Genomic DNA, 20,307 nt, shown 5'->3' with positions numbered 1-20,307 from the left:
CGTCACACTTCTGCGAACGTCAGCCAGAGTGTGAGAATGGAGATCTACCAGGGGCCATACAACTGACTTGAGGTTTCCGACACTGTTGCGCATACCGTCGCGAGGTCCGTCTCCAACACCTCCGCGACCGTGCGCGCAGTCAAAGCCGCGAGCGCCGGATGGTTAGGCGTGCCGCGGTGAGGGTGGGCTGTCAGGAACGGCGAGTCCGTCTCAATCAGCACCTGGCTCAGGGGCGTCACCGCAAGCGCCGCGCGCAGGCCGCCGGCATTCTTGAACGTCACTGTGCCCGCATATGACAGGAACCAGCCGCGCTGCACCGCCAACTGAGCCAGGCCGGCATCCCCAGAGAAGCAGTGGAACACCGTCTGTTCCGGGGCTCCATCGCGATCCAGAACCTCCAGGACCTCCGCATGGGCGTCCCGGTCATGGATCTGCATCGGCAGGCCGAGTTCCTTCGCCAACGCAATGTGGTCGCGGAACGCCCTCACCTGGGCATCCACACCGTCAGGACCGGTCCGGAAGAAATCCAGGCCCGTCTCCGACACCACGCGAATCCGGTCAGCTCGTGCCAGATCAGCGATGCGCTCGAAAGCAGCGTCGTACTCGCCCACCGCATCCAGGCGCGCGGCCTCATTGGGATGAATGGCGACGCCACCCACCATCTGGGGGTACCTCTGTACCGCGTCAACGGTCCACTCGGCAGACTCCACCTCACAGCCGACCTGCACCACCCGGGTGACGCCCGTCGCCGCAGCATCGGCCAACCTGTCCTCAACGGACCGTGGCTCGTCCCCTGCGGGGTACTCCAGGTGGCAGTGGTTGTCGACCAGAGGCGCAGGAAGCGGTGCCGGCGCGGGCGGCCACTGGCCGGCGCGGGTCACGCGTCGTCGCCGTCCATTCGCGCAAGTTCCTCTTCGACAATGGAATCGTCGAGCTTCACGAACACAGGCGAAGGCTGCGCCACCGGAGTGCCGGGCACTACCGCGCGGCGAGCCCACGTGTCCTTCACACCCGAGTAGTCGCCCTGGATCACCGGGTAGTGCCGGTCAGCCAGATCGAGGTCCTCGACTTCATTCATCTGCGGCATGGGCGCAAAAACTCCGGTGCCGCCGAAGGTCTCGTGAACCTTCTGAGCCGAGTGCGGCAGGAACGGCGACAGCATGGTGTTCGCGTCAGAGATCAACTGCGCGGCCACACCCAGGACCGTCTTCATCCGCTCGGGGTTTTCGTTCTTGAGCTTCCACGGCGCAGTGTCGGCCAGGTACTTGTTGGCCTCGCCCACCACACGCATCGCCTCAGTGATGGCGGCCCGCTGGCGCTGCGCACCAATGAGGTCGCCCACCTTGCCGAACGCAGCACCGGACTGTTCCAGCGCGGCACGGTCAACGTCCTGCAGGTCGGTCAGTTCGGGAATCTCTCCCACGTTCTTGTGCAGCAGCGACGCAGTACGGTTCACCAGGTTGCCCCAGCCCGCCACCAACTCATCGTTGGTACGGCGCTTGAACTCCGACCAGGTGAAGTCTGAGTCGTGGCTTTCGGGACCGGCGACGGCAATGAAGTAGCGCAGCGCATCGGGCTGATAGCGCGCCAACATGTCGCGCACGTAGATCACGTGGCCACGGCTCGAGGAGAACTTCGCGGACTCCATGGTGAGGAACTCGCTCGACACCACTTCAGTGGGAAGCTGCAAGTCACCGAACTCACTGATGTTGCCGCCCTTCGAGCCACGCCCGTTGGCAGCGAGCAGCTCGCCAGGCCAAATCTGCGAGTGGAAGGTGATGTTGTCCTTACCCATGAAGTAGTAGGACAGCGTCTCCGGATCATTCCACCACTGGCGCCACGCATCGGGCTCACCTTCGCGGCGGGCCCACTCGATCGACGCCGACAAGTAGCCGATCACCGCATCGAACCACACATACAGACGCTTGTTGGGGTTGGACTCCCAGCCCTCAAGCGGAACGGGGATACCCCAGTCAATGTCGCGCGTCATCGCGCGCGGACGCACATCCTGCAACAAGTTCAGGGAGAAGTTCAGGACGTTGGGACGCCAGCCGTGACGTGCGCCCAGCCATTCAGTCAACGGCCCCGCGAGCGCTGGCAGATCGAGGAAGAAGTGCTCGGTCTCGATGAACTTGGGAGTCTCACCGTTGATACGGGAAACAGGGTTCTTTAGTTCGGCGGCATCAAGCTGGTTGCCGCAGTTGTCGCACTGGTCGCCGCGAGCGCCGTCAGAGTCACAGATGGGACACGTACCCTCGATGTACCGGTCCGGCAGCGTGCGACCGGTCGAAGGCGAGATGGCGCCACGGGTGGTCTTCTCAATCATGTAGCCATTCGAGTGAACAGCCTTAAACAGTGCTTGAGCGACCTTGTAGTGGTTGCCGGTGGTCGTGCGGGTGAACAAGTCATAGGACAGGCCCAGCGACACCAAGTCTTCAACAATGACCCGGTTGTAACGGTCTGCAAGTTCCTGAGGATTCACGCCTTCCTGGTCCGCCTGAACCAGGATGGGGGTGCCGTGCTCATCGGTGCCCGACACCATCAACACGTCGTGCCCTTGCATTCGCATGTAGCGGCTGAAAACGTCGGAGGGGACGCCAAAACCGGCAACGTGGCCAATGTGGCGAGGACCGTTGGCATACGGCCAAGCGACAGCGGAGAGAATGCGTGACATGCGGACCATCCTAGTGACCGCTGCGCCGGGACAGTGCGGGCACCGTCTCCGTGCGGCAGCCGCGCCGGCGCTCCCGCCGCTGTGTAGCATCGTCCCGACTGTCCGTTCCGTGTCACACGTGAGCCTGGTGATGCATCACGACGGACAGCGACGCACAGGGGGAAGGTCGCTCGAGACAGCGGCGAAGGCTCGATCCTCAGAGTTCAAGCTGAAGGACACTCACACATGGCTCACGCCGGCTCAGATGCACCGCCGCTTCACACCACACCGCCACAATCCACCACAGTGCGGCACACCTTTGACCGCATGACACGGGGCGACTATGTGCGCGATGCCGTCGCATTCGTAGCCCTGACTAGTGCGACTCTCTTGCCATGGGATTCACATTCCCTCTTGGGAGACCGCTCGGTGCTCAACACGGCTCTCATGGCCGCCTGCATCGTGTTGAGCGTCCTGTCCCTCACGACCACGTATCTGCACCGTTCGGGTGTTGTTCCCCACTGGAGCACCGGCGCGGTCATGCTGACGCGCGCCGCAATGAATGTGCCCCTCGTCCTCATGGTGGCTGTCTCTATCGCGATTGATGTGGCCGGTGACTCCTGGATTGCCACAGGGATGGGGATCGGCATGGCACTCGCCTTTGCGGGTGCGCTGCTCGCGGCCCAGCCCAGGCAGGCGGAGCTCAACGACCTGCCGGACCCCACCAAGCCCGCGCGCATCAGCCTCATCACGGCCCGCGTCATCACCACCGTCGGGGTCGTGATCACGGTCGTAGCCTTCATTTTCACAATCTCGGCCATCTCTGGCGACTGGGGCGACTACTTGTCCGGTCGTTACCAAGCCGCTGAGGTGTTCACGGCGTTCCTATTCGTGCTGGCGTCGATTGTGCTTGCACTCCCCTCGTGGCGCGCATCGGCTGCGGGCGGTCTCGCCGTCGTGGCGTGGGCAGGCCCGGCCGCGGCTATGGGCGCTGTTCAAGGCATCCTCTACGACATCGTGCCTGAGACCTTCTACATCGACACCAGCCAAGTCTTCGAGACAACGCACATGGGCGCCTACGGCTTGACCTTGTTCCTCGTCGCCGCAGGAGCGCTCTACGCCTCACCGGGATTCCGCGCAGCGACCGGACCAGTCGAAGCACCACGCATGTACGTGGCTGCCGTGACGTATCTGCTCGCGGCATCGGCGATCATGCTCGGCTCCTTCAGCATCACTGTGCTGTTGTCCCAGGGAATGAACGTCCCGTGGTGGGCGATCATGGTCGACCTCGTGACCTGCACACTCATTGCCGGCCTCTTCGTCGTCGCCGCGATCGCCGCCGTGGTGGTGCCCACACGCAGTCGCATTCCGGTCGCCGTCATTGTGGGCGTGGCACTCGTCTTGGGGCTGATCGCGACAGCAATCATGCTGGCTGTGCCGTACGTGACCCCCAGCCGGCAATACGTAATCCCCATGGTGGCCGTCCCCATCATCGTGGCGCTCGCCGTCACTGTTCCCGCGCCCATGCGTCGGTTCTACTCCGAAGCGAAGGCCGCACGCCCACCCGCCTCAGGCCTGGACCCGCACATGGTGGCTGCGGCACACTCGCCGGCAACGCCAGCAGAGCAACTGCAGTGGATCGCAGCCAACGTGCCAGTGCTCCGGCCTGCCGTGGCAGCCAACCCCGCTACCTACGACGCACTGGTGCAGTGGCTCGCCGCACTGGACGACCCTGCCGTCAACGAGGCGCTCGCCCAGCGACAAGAGGTACCGGTCAAGCCCCGCGCATCCGGCGCAACTTCCTAGTTCAGGTGGTCGGGCTAGTCCAGGTAGTCGGGCGCTGCCGGCAGGCCAAAGAACTGTTCCATCGTCTGACCCGACTCCACAAGCGCTGCAGCAAGGTCCACACCCACGTAGCGCACGTGCCACGGCTCGTACCGGATCCCGGTGGTGGCCTCCAGTCCGACGGGGTAGCGCACCACGAAACCAAACTCGTGGGCGTGATCCGCAATCCATCGCCCAGCGGTCTCATCTGCAAAGCAGGTCTTGATGCGGCAGGCCGCGCTGGCGTAGACATCGGCGGCGAGGCCCGTCTGATGTTCGGAGTAGCCGGGCCGTAACGAGCCGCGGTCCGTGATCGCTGTACCGAACTCAGCCTGGTACTGGCTGTGGAGATAACGCTGCTCGCTGTACGGCCGGTAGGCGTTGGAAATCGAGAACGACGCACCCGCCTGGGCGGCGGCGGCACGCATCTGCTCCATTGCTTCGGCTGCCTCCGCCACCATCTGCACGCCACCCACGCTGGTCATGCCAGTCGGGACATAATCGAGCGGGTCCAGCGGACGCGCCTTGTTCACCACGACCCACAGAGACGCCGGATCGTCCAGGCTGTGCTGACTCCACGGCTTCTGACTGACCTGGGGCACGGGCATCGGCGCGGACGACACCTCGCCTGCGGTCACCGCATCGATCACCGGAGCGGATACCGTGACCTGAGTGTCCGTTGCGAGATCGAGAGCCTCAACGGCATCGCCGAAGACTCCGGCCACGGACCCCCCATCCAGGACAGCGTCATGCGTTCTGGCAGCGGCAGTTCCGGCGAGCACCGCCACCACGACCACAAGGCCCGTGGCCCAGGGGAAAGGCCGCCGATGTTTGCGCACATGTGAGGGACGACCCCGAATCATTGCCGGTCGCCTCGCGCAGCAAGGACCGCGTTGTAAAGTTCGCGACGCGGAACGCCAGCGGTCGTGGCGAGGTCAGCGACAACATCCTTCGCGCGCTCCCCCTCCGCGACCCGGCTAAGCGCCTCGTCCACCAGCGACTCCACCGTTGGCGCCTGTGCGGCACGCCCCGCCACAGTGATGACGATCTCGCCCTTGACCCCCGCATCGGCCCACGAAGCCAACTCCCCCACGGTGCCGCGTCGGGTTTCCTCATACGTTTTGGTGAGTTCACGCGACACCGCAGCAGGCCGGTCACTGCCCCACGCATCGGCCATTGCGGCCAAGGTAGCGGCCACACGGTGGGGCGCCTCAAAGAAGACCATGGTGCGTGGCTCGGTAGCGAGCGCCGTCAGCGCCCGGGCCCGCTCGCCGTCCTTGCGGGGCAGGAAACCCTCAAAGCAGAACCGATCGGTGGGCAACCCGGACAACGCGAGCGCGGTCAACACCGCGCTGGGGCCAGGCAACACCTCCACCGTGACGTGGGCGCGGGCGGCCGCTTCCACCACGCGGAAGCCCGGATCGGACACCGTGGGCATCCCAGCATCTGAGACGACGACCACCCACTGGCCAGACTGGGCGCGCGCCACCAAGTCATCGGCCCGGTCGCGCTCATTGTGGTCATGAACGGCGATGAGTTCCGCCGTCACCGACACGTCCAAACGGCGAGCCAAATCGCGCAACCGTCGCGTGTCTTCGGCCGCCACCACATCGGCGCCACTGAGGGCTTCACGGAGGCGAGCCGATGCGTCTCCCGCGTTGCCAATAGGGGTAGCAGCGAGGGTGAGGCGACCGGTCATGTCACCAGCGTCGCACAGCGGCCCCTCCCGCGCGGACACACCACACAGTAGGCTCCCACTGTGATGGTCGGATTCTTATGGCGATGGCGCGTAACTCTGATGGCTTCCATCGTGGGCGTCGTAGCCGCGGTGATGCGGTTCGGAAACCTGGGCTACCCCCAAGCGCTGGTGTTCGATGAAGTCTTCTATGCGCGCGGCGCTTACTCCCTCATCACCATCGGCTATGAAGGCGAATGGGGCGGCGAGAACCAGGACTTCGCGAATGGCGACTTCTCACAACTGACATCCGAGGGCGACTACGTGGTGCATCCGAACATCGGGAAACTGATGATCGGGTTCGGCATGAAGCTCTTTGGGCCGTCCGCCTACGGGTGGCGGTTCATGGCGGCGCTCGTGGGAGTCGCGACCGTGCTGATGATCGCGTTCATTGCGCGCCACTTGCTGCGCTCCACGCTGTGGGGTTTGGTAGCGGGACTGTTCTTGGCCGTCGATGGCGAACACGTGGTGCTGTCGCGGACGGCGCTGCTGGACATCTTCTTGACGTTCTTTGTAGTGATGGCCTTTGGCCTGTTGATCGTGGATAGGCACGTCACCTGGCGAAAAATCCAGGCAGCCGCCGCGCGGCAACGAGTGGAGCTCAACCTGGGGGTGGGGTCTCTCATTCCTGGCGCCGGCCCCAACACAGGCATCCGCTGGTGGCGGTGGGCTGCACTGGTGGCATTCGGCTTGGCCGTGTCCGTCAAATGGAACGGGCTGTACTTTGCGGCGGCGTTCCTGATCTTGTCCGTGGCATGGGATTGGTACGACCGCCATAAGGCCGGCTACGAAAACTGGTTCATGGGTGGCTTCGTTCGCGCCATCCCCGCATTCTTTGCGACCCTGATCGTGATCCCCCTGGTCTACCTGGCGTCATGGATCCCGTGGTTCCAGGCGGACAAGTCATGGGGACGCCACTGGGCAGAAGATCACCCGGGCGAAGGCTTCACGTGGTTGCCCGACTCGTTGAACTCGCTGGTGCACTACCACCAGCAGATGTGGGACTTCCACCGCGGCCTCGACTCTCCTCACAACTACGAGTCGAGCCCCTGGGGATGGCCGCTGCAACTGCGTCCCACCGCGTTCTACTTTGAAGACGTCACCGATGTGGACTGCGGGGCGGAACGATGCGTGTCCGCCATCCACGCCATCGGCCACCCGCTGCTGTGGTGGGTGGGCGCGGCCGTACTGCTGTACGCACTGTGGCGCATCTTCCGGCATCGCGACATGCTGGCACTCACCGTCACCGCGGGCTACCTGGCCGCATGGGTGCCGTGGCTGCCGTTCGCCGAGCGCACGATCTTCACCTTCTACACCGTCACCATGGCGCCGTTCTTGGTTCTGATGGTGGTGTGGGCGATGAAGCGACTGGCGCAACCGGCACGGCTTCACGGTGCTTGGTGGCCACCGGGCGCGATCATCTGCGTGGTGTTCGTGGCCGCAGTGTTGGTGGTCGCGGGCTTCTTCGCGCCTATCTGGACGGGTGAGCCCATTCCGTTCCGCTACTGGCAACTCCACATGTGGTTGCCTAGCTGGGTGTGACCCCAGCCAGGCAACCGTGGTGTTCGTGGAGCGCGACGGCTACTGGTTCGCTGCGGCTACTGGTTCGCTGCGACTATTGGGTGATGTCGAGCCCGGTGGACGAGGCCGCGTCGGTGAGCCCGCCCGCATCCTGAACAGTCAGCCCTTGGGCTTCCATCACGGACGCCGCCTGGGCAGACCTGTTGCCTGAGCGGCAGTAGACAAGGTAATCCTCGTCCTGGTCCAGGCCTGCGATCTGGGCGTCGAAGTCTGCGGACTGGAGGTCGATGTTGACCGCGCCCTCCAGGTGTCCTTCCGAGAACTCGGCGGGCGTACGGACGTCGATGATGACGGTGTCCGCGTCGAGGGCGAGCGCTTGGTCGGCGGCATCAGCGGAGGGAGCGCAGCCTCCCAGCGCGACCACGACCGCGGCGCCGATGCCGGCACCCAGGACGCGGAGCCGTGCCGAGGGCTTGTGCTGACGACCGGTGGCCATCAAGCGTGGCCGGGGCAGCGCTGGTCTGCGGGAACGCCCTGGAGCGCTTCTTCGACGTGCTGGCCGCAACCTGCCCAGGTGGGCTTACCGCATACATCACATGACACTCGTGCACACATAGGTGGTCTCCTTCGTAGTTGACGGTGGTGGTCGTTGTTGACTCGCAAACAATATACCCCCTGGGGTATCTTTGCGCAATGACGTCCCACTCTCCCCAGCCTCCCGCATCACCACGCGAACCGCAGCACCCGCAACGCCCACACGGCAGCGCCGCCTCCCACCTGGACCACGAACCTCCCACTATTGGCCAGTGGGTGGACGGTCTCACGGTGCCCGTCATCAACGAACGCGCCGTGCGCGCATCGGCCGGAATCCTGTTCCTCGCGGGCTTCAGCGCCTGGATGTGGGCCATGACCACAGGGACGTTGCGACCCATGCAAATGTTCGGCGTGTTCTTCGCGTTCGAGATGATGACGCGTCTGTTTGTCGGCACCGCCTGGACCCCCACTCTGATGATGGGGAGCTGGTTGACGCGCCGCCAACGCCCCGAATGGGTCGACGCGAGCTCCAAGGTCCTTGCCTGGCGTATGGGCCTAGGAATGGCGCTCGCCGGATGCTTCGCGCTGGGATGGCTGGGACTGCCTGCCGCTGTGGCCCTCACACTGTGCGGCCTGTGCCTTGCGCTGCTGTACGCCGAGACCGCATTCGGGTTCTGCCTGGGGTGCGCCCTCGCGCAGCGGTTCGCCCGCACCAAACCTCACCACTGCGCGGGCGATACCTGCACCTACACCCCGCCCGCACGCGGCACCCAACACTCGGTGCACGACTAGCGCGCGGGGGCCTAGCACTCGGTGCACGACTCACGCACCTCACTACACGCGCGACGCTCGTGGGCGCGGGCTAATGGGCCCGGCCTAGCGGGCGCGGGCTAGTGGGCGCGGCGCTCAATCAGCCGCGACAGCACGATCGCCGAACGCGTCGAGTCCACCTGCTGCGGAGACCTCACCTTCTCCAGCGCCCGCTCCAAGTCCTGCGGGTCCTTTGCCCGCAACGTCACGATGGCATCGGCGTGACCGGTGACCGTCGTCGCTTCAATGACTTCAGGAATGTCCTTGAGGATGCGGGTGAGTTCGGATGGCCCCACGATTCCGCGACAGAACAGCTCAACGTACGCCTCCGTGCTGTGCCCGACGGCCTCGGGGTCGGTCAACACCGTGAACCCGCGAATCACGCCATCCGCAACCATGCGGTCCACGCGCCGCTTCACCGCCGACGCTGACAAGCCGATGCGGTCCCCCAGTTCCGCATACGGGGCGCGCCCATCCGCACGCAACAAGTCCAGCAGCTTGCGATCCAAACCATCCATGAGCCACGCCCCTTCTCTGCGCATGACGCTCGATTCCTGCGCTTACTCTTTGATGCTCGCACGGATCCCGCGCCGAAGGCCAGGTAAGTGCTCACATTCCCTGAGAACCTGGAAGTCAAGGAGGTGACCACCACATACCGGCACCGCGACGCAGAAGGAGTAGTCCCCATGGTGATGCTTGTTGACGTTCCCCGTATGAGCGCATGGATCCGTGACACTGGCGCTGACAAGGCCATCGCGGACATTGCTGCGCGGCTTGAACGCGATTACGCCCGCTGGAACCAGTTCGACAAAGTGGAGCGCATCGCCGCACACTCCCCGATTGGCGTGATCGAGCTAATGCCGATCGCCGACGCCGACCGGTATGCGTTCAAATACGTCAACGGTCACCCCTCCAATCCAGCACGGGGCCTGCAAACCGTCACGGCCTTTGGCGCATACGCGGATGTCCACACGGGCTATCCGATCCTGATCGCCGAGATGACGCTGCTCACCGCGCTACGCACCGCGGCGACGTCTGCCATGGTCGCCCGTCACCTGGCCCGCCCCGATTCGGAGGTCATGGCGTTGCTCGGGAACGGCTCCCAAAGCGAGTTCCAGGCGCTCGGCATGCGTGCGGTCATGGGCATCAACCGGTTGCGAATCTGGGACACCGACCCCGGGGCCATGGACAAGGTCCAGCGCAACTTGGAACCCCTGGGATTCGAGGTGGTGCGCGCCACGAGCGCCGAGGACGCCTGCCGCGGCGCGGACATCATCACCACCGCGACCGCCGACAAGACGCTGGCGACAATCGTGCACAACGACTGGGTGAAGCCCGGCATGCACCTGAACGCGATCGGCGGCGACTGCCCCGGCAAGACAGAGCTCGACACCGACATCTTGCGACGTGCCAGCGTGTTTGTGGAGTACGAGCCGCAAAGCCGGATCGAGGGCGAGATTCAGCACCTCCCCGCCGATTTCCCCGTGACCGAAATGTGGCGCGTCATCACCGGCGAGGCGCCCGGCCGCACCAGTGCCGAGCAGGTCACTGTGTTCGACTCCGTGGGATTCGCGCTGGAGGACCTGACGGCTTTGGCGCACCTGACCGATGCCGTGGGCGGCACACCGTATGCCGGAGAGCTGGACTTGGTGGCGGAGCCGGAGGACCCGCGCGACTTGTTTTCGTTGATCGGCATGGGCGGAGTCGCGGCTACGGCTGCAAGCTCGGCTGCAGACTCGACTACAGAGTCGACTGAAGGCTCTGCTGCGGTCCAGCGCGTGGGCGCGGCCACCGGACGATAACCGCACACGGGCACCGCGGAGAACGGTCTCACCACCATGACTTCCGCCGCAACTACGCGCTGAGGGCTGGCTCGCGCGCGAACGGTCCATCGATCACGGGGTCCCAGAGGTCGGATTCGCCTATCCACTCGGGCATGGGTTCGGTGGCACGCACTTGCTCTTCCCAGTAGCGCACGAGTGCGCGCTCTTGCTCCGTGGGCGGCCCGCAGGACTCCCCATCAGGCCCGCCAACGTACACCCCATCGGGCGCACTACCAGGTCGCGTACCGGGTTCTGGTCCGGGCGGTTCGGGCGGCGCCACATCTAGCGCGGGTCCAGCTAGCCCGAGCACGTCTGGCGCAGGTACGCCTGGCGCAAGTACGTCGAGCGCGCGCCGGCCACCTTCGCTCACCTGGCGGGTTGGGTCGATAGATGTCGGTGGAACGAACTGCACCGATGTGGGCGTGGCACGGATGCCCCAACTTTGCCTGTGGATGTCGTGGTGGCACCGTGTACACAGCATTACTCCGTTGCTGATGTTGGTAGTGCCGCCGTGTTGCCACCAGTCGATGTGGTGGGCTTCGCAGTGTTCCGGCGGGGCATGGCATTTGGCGCAGCCGCCGTCCCTTTCGAGGAGCGCCAGGCGTTGGGCGCGGGTGAACATTCGGACGCGCCGGCCTTGGTCGAGGATGTCGCTTTCGCCACCCAACACTTGGGGGATCAGTCCGGCATCCGCGGTGAGTCGGCGCAGCTCTCCGACCGACACGGGGGCATCGATGCCGTCAATGCTCCCCAAACCCGTTCCAGACAGGAGATCGGCCAACCCCATCCGCACCACCACGGTCGTGCGTACACCGGAGGCATCTTTGTGGTCGCATCCCAGGGTGTGGCGCGACATCTCTACCAGGGCATCGGCTCTCATCTGCCCCACGGTCCGCTGGTCCATCGCGGATGGGTCTTGGCCACGGCGTGCCCGCATATCCCGTGTCACGATCTGTTCGAGCACCGTCAGCACTGGCGCCGCACTCACCACGTCGAGGCGCCCGTGGAATGTCACGACGCCTTGGTGGTCTTCCTTGAAGGCGAAGTAGCGGTCGTCATGGTTCTTACGTTCGCGACGCTCGCGGGCAGCATCCGATGCCCGAGCGATGGCACGGCTCACGATCCGCCGCACCTGGTGTGCGGCAAGGCCCGTGGCCTTCGCCACCAGTCGCTCCTCAAGATCCAGCAGGGCGGCGGTGTCGACGTGTTCGGCAAGCTCGGTGAGGGCCGAGCAGATCAGCCCCGCGGATTCGACCGACAAGTGCCCCTCCACTTGGGCACGCGCCACGTGGGGATAGCGTTCGCGTTGACGTGGCGCTCCGGGCCCCGGCGTCTCCGTCTCGATGGCGTCGAAAGCGGCACCCGCGTCAATCGCGCGGCGTGCCGTTGCCTTGGACGCGCCCCGCACTGAGGCGACCATGGAGGTGGCATCGCCGTGGCCTTCGCGCCGGGCAAAGCCGCCGCCGGGCGCATCGGCTGTGGAGCGACGTGCCACTTCCCCAGCCACACGCGAACCCAGAGCGCCCACCACTCGTTCGAGCCGCGCCACCGCTTCCTGGACGTCAAGCAACTGGTCACGGGTGACACCGGCAACATCCGCACCTGCAAGCACGCGAACGCGCGCTGTCACAAGGTCGATCTCAGCGGTGTCGATGGCCATGTTGCTACTCAACCATCGACCCCTGACATTCCGCCCAGACCGTCCACGACCACCACAAAAGCCCCACGGCGACGGGCGCCTGACCACAACATCGGCCCGCTTCACCTCCGCATGGGCCGGGCACTGGCACGATGGGTGCCATGAGCGACGCCAACGTCACACGCAGCCCACGGTCCGGCCACACGAAGGTGCCGTCCGCGGTGGTGCATGCCGCCCAGTCTGTGCAAGAGGAACGCAATGACGGTACGCCGCCGCGGTGGGTCAACAAGTTTGTGTGGATGAGCGCCTGGAAGGTCGTGGTGGTGGTCGTGCTCGCCGCGCTGGGCGTGTCCATCGTGATGGAGTTGCGTCACCTCCTGGGCATTCTGCTGATCTCCTTGTTCTTTGCATTGGCGATCATTCCTGGCGTGGAGGCGCTGGTCCGGCGTTTCCACATGAAACGTGGTGCGGCGGTGGGAATCATCTTCCTGTCAGCGCTAGTCGCGATGATCCTCATGGTCGCGTTCCTCATTCCCGCGATCGTGCAGTTTGCGTCTGCTGTGAGCGCGCACTTCACGGAATGGCTGAGCAACCTCAACACGTGGGCGTCGGATTACTTTGGCGCAGACATCATCGACACGGGCGCCGCAGAAGAAGCAACCGCACCAGTCCTGAAAGCCATTCAAAGCTGGGGCGACAACGTCCTCGGAATCTTGTCCTCCGGCCTGGGCCTAGTGTTTGACGTCTTCACGATCTTGACGTTCACGTTCTACTTTGCCGCAGACTTCCCGCGCCTGTTGCGCACCATCATGCGCCGCATGCCCCCGGAGCGCCAGAAGGTCGTGGGCTGGGTTGCCCGCACCTCGATCGAACAGACCGGCGGCTACTTCTACTCACGCTTGCTGCTCATGATCGTGTGCGGCACGGGCGCATTCTTTGTGATGCTGCTGGTGGGAATGCCGCTCGTGTACGCGTTGCCGATGGCACTGTTCATGGGTTTTGTGTCCGAGTTCATTCCGTTCATCGGAACGTACTTGGGTGCGATCATTCCGTCACTCGTGATGCTCGCCGTCGAGGGTTTTGTGCCCACGCTGATCCTGGTGGCGTACGTGATCGTCTACCAGCAGATCGAAAACTACATTCTCAACCCGCGTTTGTCCTCCAAGACCATGGAACTTAACGGTGCGGTCGCGTTCGGTGGCGCCATGGCAGGTGGTGCGATCGCCGGACCCATGGGCGCCTTCATGGCGCTGCCCGTCGCCGCACTGTTCACCGCCATCGCGAAGAACACCGGACGCACCTACGACGTCGTCGCAGAGCTCGAAACAGCCGAGGACGAACAGGGCACCACGGACAAGGACGCCGCCACCGCCTAACTCAAGGCAACAACAAGAAGGGCCGATGCCCGGGGGCGCCATACGGCACGTAACCCGGGCATCGGCCCTTTTGTTGGTCTTGCGGAAGTGTTACAGCACGCCCAGGATGTCCACGACGAACACGAGGGTGGAGCCGCCGGGGATCGAAGCGGAGTCTTCGTCGCCGTAGCCCATCTCCGGGGGGATCACCAGGAGGACCTGGCTGCCGACGGTGTGGCCGGCAAGGCCTTCGGTCCAGCCTTCGATGACGCTGGTGAGGGAGAACTCGGCGGGGGTGCCGCGGTCCCAGGAGGAGTCGAACGAGGTGCCGTCGCTCCACAGCCAGCCGCTGTAGTTCACGACCAGGTAGTCGTCGCTTTCGACAACGTCGCCTTCACCTTCGATGAGGGTTTGGGACACCAGTTCGGTGGGCGCATCAGCGTCGGGGATTTCCACGGACGGTGCGCCGGAGTCGTCGAGGGTGACGACGGGCAGGCCGTCCACAGGGTCGACTGCTTCGCCTTCGGCCTTGTCGAGGACGGTGTTGATCGAGTCGATCGTCACCGCAGTGAACGAGGACACCTGCACGGCTTCGCCGGTTTCGGCGTCGGTGGTTTCATAGGTTTCGGCGAGGATGAGCTGGCTGCCCACGGTCTTGCCGATCAATGCGTCGTAGAGCGCCGGAGCCATGGCCCCGTCAACGAGCTTGTAAGCCTGAGTTCCGCCCGACGAGTACGTGTCGTAGGCCACGGCACCGTCTGCACCATCAAAGCCGATGAAGTGCAGGTTGATGTACATGCCGTCTTCCAGCACTTCACCGTCACCTTCGGACACGACGCGCTCCACGGTGGTGGACACTTCGAGGCCGTCTTCGAACTCGAGTACGGGCACGCCGTCCTCGTCTTCGTTCCACACGATCGAGTCCACTGCCGCGATGTCTGCCTCGGTGGGCTCGGGAGCTTCCGTGGCGGTGGCGGAGGTGGTGGGTGACACGGTCGACTCGGCGTCGCCTTCAGCGTCTGCGGAGCATGCGGTCAAACCCAGCAGGGCTGCGATGCCGAGCGCGGCAACGGCGCTCTTGTGAGAGGTCCTCAAAGGATTACTCCTAGCGTTCCCTCGGTCCGAGGGTCAGGTGGCGTCCAGCCATACGTGACCGGACGGTGGTCATAGTCGTCTAACCCATGGGATTCCCAGAAGGTTCCCACGGCACACAAACTCCCAGCATTCTGTCAGGTTTGCGAAGAGTGTGGGGAAACAGCGGTGAGGGCCGATGCTGGGGTGGGCCGATGCCGGACGGGCTTCAGCCGATGCTGGGCCGGGGTTCGGAGGGCGGCGCCCCCAGGCGGTGGGCCACGTGGTATTCACCAGAAACGACGAAAGCCGCCCGATCGACAGGCGGCTTTCATGAGTGGACCTCTCTGAGTGGGAGTCCGGAAAATGCTCACCCCTGTTGGAGCCGGGTCGCTGGGCTCCCGAGCCCGCGACTCTCGCGCAACCACGAAGCCGATCTCAGGTGCAACGTCGTCTGGCCCCCGAGGAGCAGCTAGAGGTCGTACGGCTGTATCAGGCAGGGAAGACGATCAACGCAGTTGCCCGGGAGTTCAAATTGCACCGCACGACGGTGACCGCGATTCTCGATCGCCACGACGTGCCGGTCCGGACGCACTTCATGACCAGTGAGCACGTGAGCCAAGCTCACGCGCTCTACGACTCTGGGCTCTCACTCGCCACCGTCGGGGCGAGGCTGGGTTTCGACGCCGCAACAATCGCAAGCCAACTCCGCAGAGCCGGGGTCCGCATCAGGAGCCCTCATGAATGATCGAAAGTCTCAACTTCCAGATCGATCGCTGAACGGGCTCCGATGATCGTGATGGTCTTGCGCGCCCGCGAGAGTGCGACGTATAGATTGCGCGGGTCGGTGAACTGCGACAGATCCGCGATGATCACGTGATCGTATTCAAGACCCTTCACGAGGAGCGTTCGCGACGCGATTCGGGCATGACTCCGCCTGCCCTGTCGCCTCAGGCGCTCACGCACCCGCCCGAGGTTCTCCAGCGGAGTCTCGGCGTTCTCCGCCGACATGTGGATCGCCTGAAGCGTGTCATTCCACGCCTCCCACCTGTAGGTCTTGATCGAGTCAACCGCGCTAAGCTCCCGCGCGACTAGTCCAAGTTCCGCATAGGTGGGCGTCACCCGCAGGCGCTCTAGAGCCTCAACTGCCGGCTGAATCTCAGCTCTTGCAAGACCCGATAGTGACTGATTGCGCTCAAGTCGCCCCAGGACCGTCGAGTCTAGGTCGGCATAGCCGATCGTGCAGGCCTTGGTGAACCGAGCGAGCCACAGTGCGAGGTGAGGATCTCCTTCGAGCGGAATACCCGGGATCCCTCTCGCCGCGTTTCCACCGATCTGTTCACGCATGAAGTTGCCGTTGATGTCTTCCATGACCGAGTACGAGCCACCGAGCCGACTCGCGTGCCTGGCTACCGTACGTGGCCACTTGTCGAGTAGCACCACGGTCTCATCGAAGTCGCGATGGCTATGGGCAGCAGCAGCCAGCGCAGCGACGCTTGTGTCACCGCTCCACTGGAGTCCGGGAGTCGAGAAGACTCCGAAGTCAACTGTGGAGCCGTCTTGGAGTTCCGCACGAAGCTTGAGGAGCCAGTCCCCGAGAGGCTCATTGTGGCCTCGCCAACGTTGCGGACTAACATCGATTTCGAACTCTGGAAAGCGTGGGAGAACATCTGACTCCCAGTCTGCGAGCACGCCTGCGAAGCCGAATATGGCCTGCAGACGGTCACCCAGCACGATCGTCTTTGGAACCGCCGATACGATCGCCAGTACAAACTCATGATGGGTGAGGGTGCAATCCTGATACTCGTCCACGAAGACGTACTCGAAGCTCAACGAATGGACCTCGGCTACTGCCAACGCTCGCGCCGCACGAGACGCTCCTCCCACGTAGTGCTCCGACTCGGACCAGTCGGGCGTATCCGACACGACGACGTCAGCGAGAGTCGGATACGCGCGCACGAGCGAGAACGCCCAACTTGTAATGGTCTCGACTCGCGCCATGCCGCTTGGCACTCCGAAAACCTTCAGTCGCCGACGGATAGCGTCGACGCCAGCGTTGGTGTGGGTAAGGACTAGCGAGCGATGACCCCGCTCTGCCGCAACCGCGACGGCGGACGCGAGGAGGTGCGTCTTTCCCGCTCCAGCGGGCATCTCAACCGATGCCGGTGCCGACTCAAGCAGTGCCCCGGCCTGTGCCCGTAGAACGTCATCCATCGGCGGCGTCTTCTTGGCCCTGCGCGTCCTCGTCGCTGGTATCGCCACTGTCTACTGCAGCGCCTGGTACTACTGGCGCTGCTGGATAGCAGAACGCATAGATTTCGTTGAGGCGCTGAATCGTTGCTTCTAACGCTGGTTGGGTGCGGTACCCGAGCAACCATTCGCCAAGGGCACGACCATCTTCGACTTCCTTGAACCACTTTCTCTTGTTGGCGGCAGTCGCAACTCTGTCCCGCGCCTGCTCGAGCGTGATGCCTTGCGCCTGCCAATCGGCGGCGTCGAGAGAAGTCACACGATTCTCAGAGTGGTCGACGTTGAGATCATCGAGGACCGTGCTCTCCGCTGCTCGTCGCTCCACCCCAAGCGCAATGAACTTCGACAAACCTTTCCAGCTGAGCCCGGAACAGGCTTGGTCCTCGATGCTGTTGCCCGGCTCCCAGCGGACAATCTGCACTCCGGCGTCGAGAGCCTCCTGCACAGCGACATCGACGCTTGGGTCATCGGCATCCATGAAGCCGGCGACGGCATATCCCAGGCTATGGAGCGCGGAGGCTTTGGGGGCCACTTCTGATCCGCCCTGCGCGTCCTGAATCGCGACGCCCTCGCCCGCCGACGTAGAAAGTCCAACCGAGGAGCGCGCTTCGTCCCAATCGTCGAGGCAAGCAAGCAAGACGCCGTGCTCAGTTTTGCCCTCAGCGACCACGACGCGACGGGCAAGCAGTGACGACGGGCGGGAACGCCGTAGCCGCTGAAGCACGGCCGTCGAGCCGGACAACGTTGTGACAGTTACGACTCCGCTGTCTGACTGCACGGTCGCGAGGTTCTCGGTCTTCGCCTGCTCCACCACGACAGGCGAGTGCGTGGTGACTAGAACCTGAGAGTAGGCATCATCGTCCCGGAGGTACTGGAGCAGCCGAACTGCTCGGTGCGGCTCGAGGCCCTCCTCAAGTTCGTCAATCACTGCCACCGACCGCTCGCCTGAAGCCAGCTGTTGTACCGCCAGGCTCGCGAGCCTGCGGCTGCCAAGTCCAAAGCTTGCGAGCGGGATGGCGCCTTCGTAGAGCGCGAGTCCTGCCCCCATTGATGAGCGAGAAGTGTCGAGGCCTGGCTTTATGTCTGAGAAGCGGCCGCCGCCGATCATATTGGCGCGCTTCTGGACCTTCTCGGCGAGGTCGGACAGCGGTGAGCTCTCGTGATCGACAATTGCTTGCTGAGCCGCACGTGACGCTGCTGCGAGTGCGTCGCGGTCAGCTCCGTCACGCTGTGACATTCGACCAAGCGCTGAAGCGCGGCTCCATCGCAACTGGGCATCAGTACGGTCGTCAACCTTGAACGTGGAGAAGTGCCGTCGCTGGGCGGAGGTGAGTAGCTGAGATTGACCGTCGACTCTTTCAACAGACCAGTGCGGCTCGAGCGAGTCATCGATCGTGAGGACGGCGATGAGCGCCGGCGTATGAGTATCGTCGGGATCTTGATGCAGCGCTCCGGTGCTATCGACGCCACTCAGCCACAAGCCGAATGCAGTGTCGCGCTTGAGTGCGTCCGGGAGGCCAACGAGAACCGCCTGAATCCTGATCGTCTGCGATAGGTCAACTCCGAAGAAGTCAGTGTCGGACACCGGGATGCTCCATCGGTCCCCAAGAAGCCAGTGAACGGCCTCGAGGATGGTGGACTTGCCGCTGTCACCGGGGCCTATCAGTGCGACCAGACGCTGGTCCATCGGCAGCGTCCAATCGAGCGCCTTGACGCCTCGGAAGTTCTCGATGGTCAATCGCTGGATTCTCAACGCGAATCCTCCCCCTCAGAAGCATCATCGCTGGCGCCGAGGAAGTCTCGGAGTTGGACCATGCGTTCTAGAACTTCGTCGTAGGTGATGATGGTGACGTTCTTCGAGTTCTCACGGATGAGAGACAGCGACTTCTGCTGGTCTAAGTCAGGTGCTGCAGGAACTCTTCCCGCTACGACGAAGCAAGCAACACTGTGAGACTCAAGATCCCACTGCCGCGAGTTCGCCTTGAGAGTCAGGAACTCCTGCGTCGCATGGTAACGCTGGTCCAATACCTGGGTGATCGCACCGCTCAACTCGCGAGACGCCGGATAGACACCTGATCGATAGGCAGTCTTGGCGAGCAACTTCGTGTCCGGCCGCTTGATCTCCACTAGGGCGATGTTGTTGGTCAACGAATGCCGGACAAGATAGTCAGCTATCTTCCCGGATGCACCGTCAATCCCCGTCCCACCAACGTTCGCCCTTGACTGAATGCGTACCAGTGGCGCACCGAAGACCTGTTGCAGAGCGAACGCGTTGTCGTCGAAGAACTGCTGCCATTTCTCTTCCGTAAGACGCCGCTTGAGCATAGACCGGAACGAATCGATCAGGCGATCAAGATTGACGAGCTCGACATCTTGCTGCAGCTGCTTCAATTTCACCGGGCTAACAGTTCCGAGTACTTCGCTCGGCCTCGACGTAAGGGAGTCGACGATCGACTCGCCGTCCGCTGCCGACACGATCGCCTCACCAGCCGCCTCGCGCTCCACGAACTTGGAGTGCGCATGGCGACCTCCCTCGTATTTGCCGGGCGGCAGACCGAGCGCATCCTTGAGAGCGTCCTGCGTGACCGCAGTCTTCACTCGACTGGTGGCGTCTTGCGATCGGCTGATCACCCTCATCAGCTCACTCCAAAGAGCGTCAAACTCCGAGAGCGGAATCCGGAAGGTGTCGCCGTCGACGCCCAGGTCGCCCGAAAGGCTCAACCTAATCGCACGGCACTTTGAGTGCTTCTCGATCATCCGCACGAGACGGTTGGCGTCCTTCAGGAACCCGAGGCCGTATCGCGGATCCTTCACTAGGCCGGGTGGCAGTAGTTCAAGGGCCTCCGCAAGGTCCGACGGAACTGTCCTAAACTCGATCTCGATGCTCTTGATTTGCTCGTACTTTGGCTCTCCACACCTCTCGTGACCCTCGAGCGTGTTCGTCGGGTACACAGTGAGCACCGCGTCATTCGGCGCGAAGTCGGCAACCTTAACCCCAAGCGGGCGAAGGAAGCCTCGCTCGACACCGTTTTCGACCACCTCGGATTCGAGCTTCTGCTCGTCGTCGTGGGTCATACCGAACCTGGCCACGA

General features: G+C 63.7%; 17 protein-coding genes. 6 read left to right on the top strand and 11 right to left on the bottom strand.

Features of this window, described 5'->3' with window-relative positions; translation table 11 throughout:
* Positions 1-44: 44 nt before the first annotated feature.
* Positions 45-881, bottom strand: a complete 837-nt coding sequence (locus tag ON058_RS10080) for a TatD family hydrolase (protein WP_274668921.1) — start codon at positions 879-881, stop codon at positions 45-47.
* A complete protein-coding gene (metG, locus tag ON058_RS10075; RefSeq protein WP_274668920.1) occupies positions 878-2,674 on the bottom strand; it encodes a methionine--tRNA ligase in 1,797 nt (598 codons plus the stop codon). Before metG ends, ON058_RS10080 begins: the two co-directional genes overlap by 4 nt.
* A gap of 306 nt (positions 2,675-2,980) precedes the next feature.
* Between metG and ON058_RS10070 the strand changes: the two genes are divergently transcribed.
* On the top strand, positions 2,981-4,459 hold the full coding sequence (locus ON058_RS10070; RefSeq protein ID WP_274668919.1) for a hypothetical protein: 1,479 nt from the start codon (positions 2,981-2,983) through the stop codon (positions 4,457-4,459).
* A gap of 14 nt (positions 4,460-4,473) precedes the next feature.
* On the opposite strand, the gene ON058_RS10065 is transcribed toward ON058_RS10070, so the two are convergent.
* Positions 4,474-5,340, bottom strand: a complete 867-nt coding sequence (locus tag ON058_RS10065; protein ID WP_274668918.1) for a M15 family metallopeptidase — start codon at positions 5,338-5,340, stop codon at positions 4,474-4,476.
* Positions 5,337-6,176 carry a 16S rRNA (cytidine(1402)-2'-O)-methyltransferase gene (gene rsmI / locus ON058_RS10060; RefSeq protein ID WP_274668917.1) on the bottom strand — a complete coding sequence of 280 codons (840 nt, stop codon included), beginning with the start codon at positions 6,174-6,176 and terminating at the stop codon, positions 5,337-5,339. Before rsmI ends, ON058_RS10065 begins: the two co-directional genes overlap by 4 nt.
* Positions 6,177-6,275: 99 nt before the next feature.
* On the opposite strand from rsmI, the gene ON058_RS10055 reads away from it, so the two are divergent.
* On the top strand, positions 6,276-7,754 hold the full coding sequence (locus ON058_RS10055; RefSeq protein WP_274668916.1) for a dolichyl-phosphate-mannose--protein mannosyltransferase: 1,479 nt from the start codon (positions 6,276-6,278) through the stop codon (positions 7,752-7,754).
* A 73-nt stretch (positions 7,755-7,827) separates the two neighbouring features.
* Here ON058_RS10055 and ON058_RS10050 read toward each other — a convergent pair whose 3' ends face one another.
* On the bottom strand, positions 7,828-8,229 hold the full coding sequence (locus ON058_RS10050) for a rhodanese-like domain-containing protein (RefSeq protein ID WP_274668915.1): 402 nt from the start codon (positions 8,227-8,229) through the stop codon (positions 7,828-7,830).
* A 197-nt stretch (positions 8,230-8,426) separates the two neighbouring features.
* Between ON058_RS10050 and ON058_RS10045 the strand changes: the two genes are divergently transcribed.
* A complete protein-coding gene (locus ON058_RS10045) occupies positions 8,427-9,059 on the top strand; it encodes a DUF4395 domain-containing protein (RefSeq protein ID WP_274668914.1) in 633 nt (210 codons plus the stop codon).
* A gap of 98 nt (positions 9,060-9,157) precedes the next feature.
* Here the strand turns inward: ON058_RS10045 and ON058_RS10040 are convergent, their stop codons facing one another.
* Positions 9,158-9,595 carry an Lrp/AsnC family transcriptional regulator gene (locus ON058_RS10040; protein WP_274668913.1) on the bottom strand — a complete coding sequence of 146 codons (438 nt, stop codon included), beginning with the start codon at positions 9,593-9,595 and terminating at the stop codon, positions 9,158-9,160.
* Between the two features lie 168 nt (positions 9,596-9,763).
* Between ON058_RS10040 and ON058_RS10035 the strand changes: the two genes are divergently transcribed.
* Positions 9,764-10,879 (top strand): ornithine cyclodeaminase, encoded by a 1,116-nt coding sequence (locus ON058_RS10035; RefSeq protein WP_274669097.1) that lies wholly within the window; start codon positions 9,764-9,766, stop codon positions 10,877-10,879.
* Positions 10,880-10,931: 52 nt separating this feature from the next.
* Here the strand turns inward: ON058_RS10035 and ON058_RS10030 are convergent, their stop codons facing one another.
* Positions 10,932-12,560, bottom strand: coding sequence for an HNH endonuclease signature motif containing protein (locus ON058_RS10030; protein ID WP_274668912.1), 1,629 nt, complete (start codon positions 12,558-12,560; stop codon positions 10,932-10,934).
* A gap of 140 nt (positions 12,561-12,700) precedes the next feature.
* On the opposite strand from ON058_RS10030, the gene ON058_RS10025 reads away from it, so the two are divergent.
* Positions 12,701-13,915: an AI-2E family transporter gene (locus ON058_RS10025; protein WP_274668911.1), complete on the top strand. Its 1,215-nt coding sequence runs from the start codon at positions 12,701-12,703 to the stop codon at positions 13,913-13,915.
* A gap of 90 nt (positions 13,916-14,005) precedes the next feature.
* Here the strand turns inward: ON058_RS10025 and ON058_RS10020 are convergent, their stop codons facing one another.
* Positions 14,006-14,989 (bottom strand): FKBP-type peptidyl-prolyl cis-trans isomerase, encoded by a 984-nt coding sequence (locus ON058_RS10020; protein WP_274668910.1) that lies wholly within the window; start codon positions 14,987-14,989, stop codon positions 14,006-14,008.
* Between the two features lie 313 nt (positions 14,990-15,302).
* Between ON058_RS10020 and ON058_RS11145 the strand changes: the two genes are divergently transcribed.
* Positions 15,303-15,713 (top strand): helix-turn-helix domain-containing protein, encoded by a 411-nt coding sequence (locus ON058_RS11145; protein ID WP_369334910.1) that lies wholly within the window; start codon positions 15,303-15,305, stop codon positions 15,711-15,713.
* On the opposite strand, the gene ON058_RS10015 is transcribed toward ON058_RS11145, so the two are convergent.
* From ON058_RS10015 to ON058_RS10005, 3 genes are read right to left on the bottom strand one after another with little or no spacing between them, the layout of a single operon-like run.
* On the bottom strand, positions 15,704-17,179 hold the full coding sequence (locus tag ON058_RS10015) for a UvrD-helicase domain-containing protein (protein WP_274668909.1): 1,476 nt from the start codon (positions 17,177-17,179) through the stop codon (positions 15,704-15,706). The genes ON058_RS11145 and ON058_RS10015 overlap by 10 nt on opposite strands.
* Entirely contained in the window at positions 17,172-18,953 is a 1,782-nt protein-coding gene (locus ON058_RS10010; RefSeq protein WP_274668908.1) for an ATP-dependent endonuclease, read from the bottom strand. Before ON058_RS10010 ends, ON058_RS10015 begins: the two co-directional genes overlap by 8 nt.
* Before the next feature lie 11 nt (positions 18,954-18,964).
* Positions 18,965-20,305 carry a Shedu immune nuclease family protein gene (locus ON058_RS10005; RefSeq protein WP_274668907.1) on the bottom strand — a complete coding sequence of 447 codons (1,341 nt, stop codon included), beginning with the start codon at positions 20,303-20,305 and terminating at the stop codon, positions 18,965-18,967.
* Between the last annotated feature and the right edge of the window lie 2 nt (positions 20,306-20,307).

The sequence above is a fragment of the Demequina sp. B12 genome (assembly GCF_028823635.1).
Classification (GTDB): domain Bacteria; phylum Actinomycetota; class Actinomycetes; order Actinomycetales; family Demequinaceae; genus Demequina.
This window is presented reverse-complemented; position numbering and strand designations above follow the sequence as displayed.

Bases quoted from the DNA above. Each gene is read 5' to 3' on its own strand.
- ON058_RS10045 (WP_274668914.1), top strand. From the start codon at position 8,427: ATGACGTCCCACTCTCCCCAGCCTCCCGCATCACCACGCGAACCGCAG.
- ON058_RS10065 (WP_274668918.1), bottom strand. From the start codon at position 5,340: ATGATTCGGGGTCGTCCCTCACATGTGCGCAAACATCGGCGGCCTTTC.
- ON058_RS10015 (WP_274668909.1), bottom strand. From the start codon at position 17,179: ATGGATGACGTTCTACGGGCACAGGCCGGGGCACTGCTTGAGTCGGCA.
- metG (WP_274668920.1), bottom strand. From the start codon at position 2,674: ATGTCACGCATTCTCTCCGCTGTCGCTTGGCCGTATGCCAACGGTCCT.
- ON058_RS10025 (WP_274668911.1), top strand. From the start codon at position 12,701: ATGAGCGACGCCAACGTCACACGCAGCCCACGGTCCGGCCACACGAAG.
- ON058_RS10055 (WP_274668916.1), top strand. From the start codon at position 6,276: ATGGCTTCCATCGTGGGCGTCGTAGCCGCGGTGATGCGGTTCGGAAAC.
- ON058_RS10030 (WP_274668912.1), bottom strand. From the start codon at position 12,560: ATGGCCATCGACACCGCTGAGATCGACCTTGTGACAGCGCGCGTTCGC.
- rsmI (WP_274668917.1), bottom strand. From the start codon at position 6,176: ATGACCGGTCGCCTCACCCTCGCTGCTACCCCTATTGGCAACGCGGGA.
- ON058_RS10050 (WP_274668915.1), bottom strand. From the start codon at position 8,229: ATGGCCACCGGTCGTCAGCACAAGCCCTCGGCACGGCTCCGCGTCCTG.
- ON058_RS10035 (WP_274669097.1), top strand. From the start codon at position 9,764: ATGGTGATGCTTGTTGACGTTCCCCGTATGAGCGCATGGATCCGTGAC.
- ON058_RS10040 (WP_274668913.1), bottom strand. From the start codon at position 9,595: ATGGATGGTTTGGATCGCAAGCTGCTGGACTTGTTGCGTGCGGATGGG.
- ON058_RS10070 (WP_274668919.1), top strand. From the start codon at position 2,981: ATGACACGGGGCGACTATGTGCGCGATGCCGTCGCATTCGTAGCCCTG.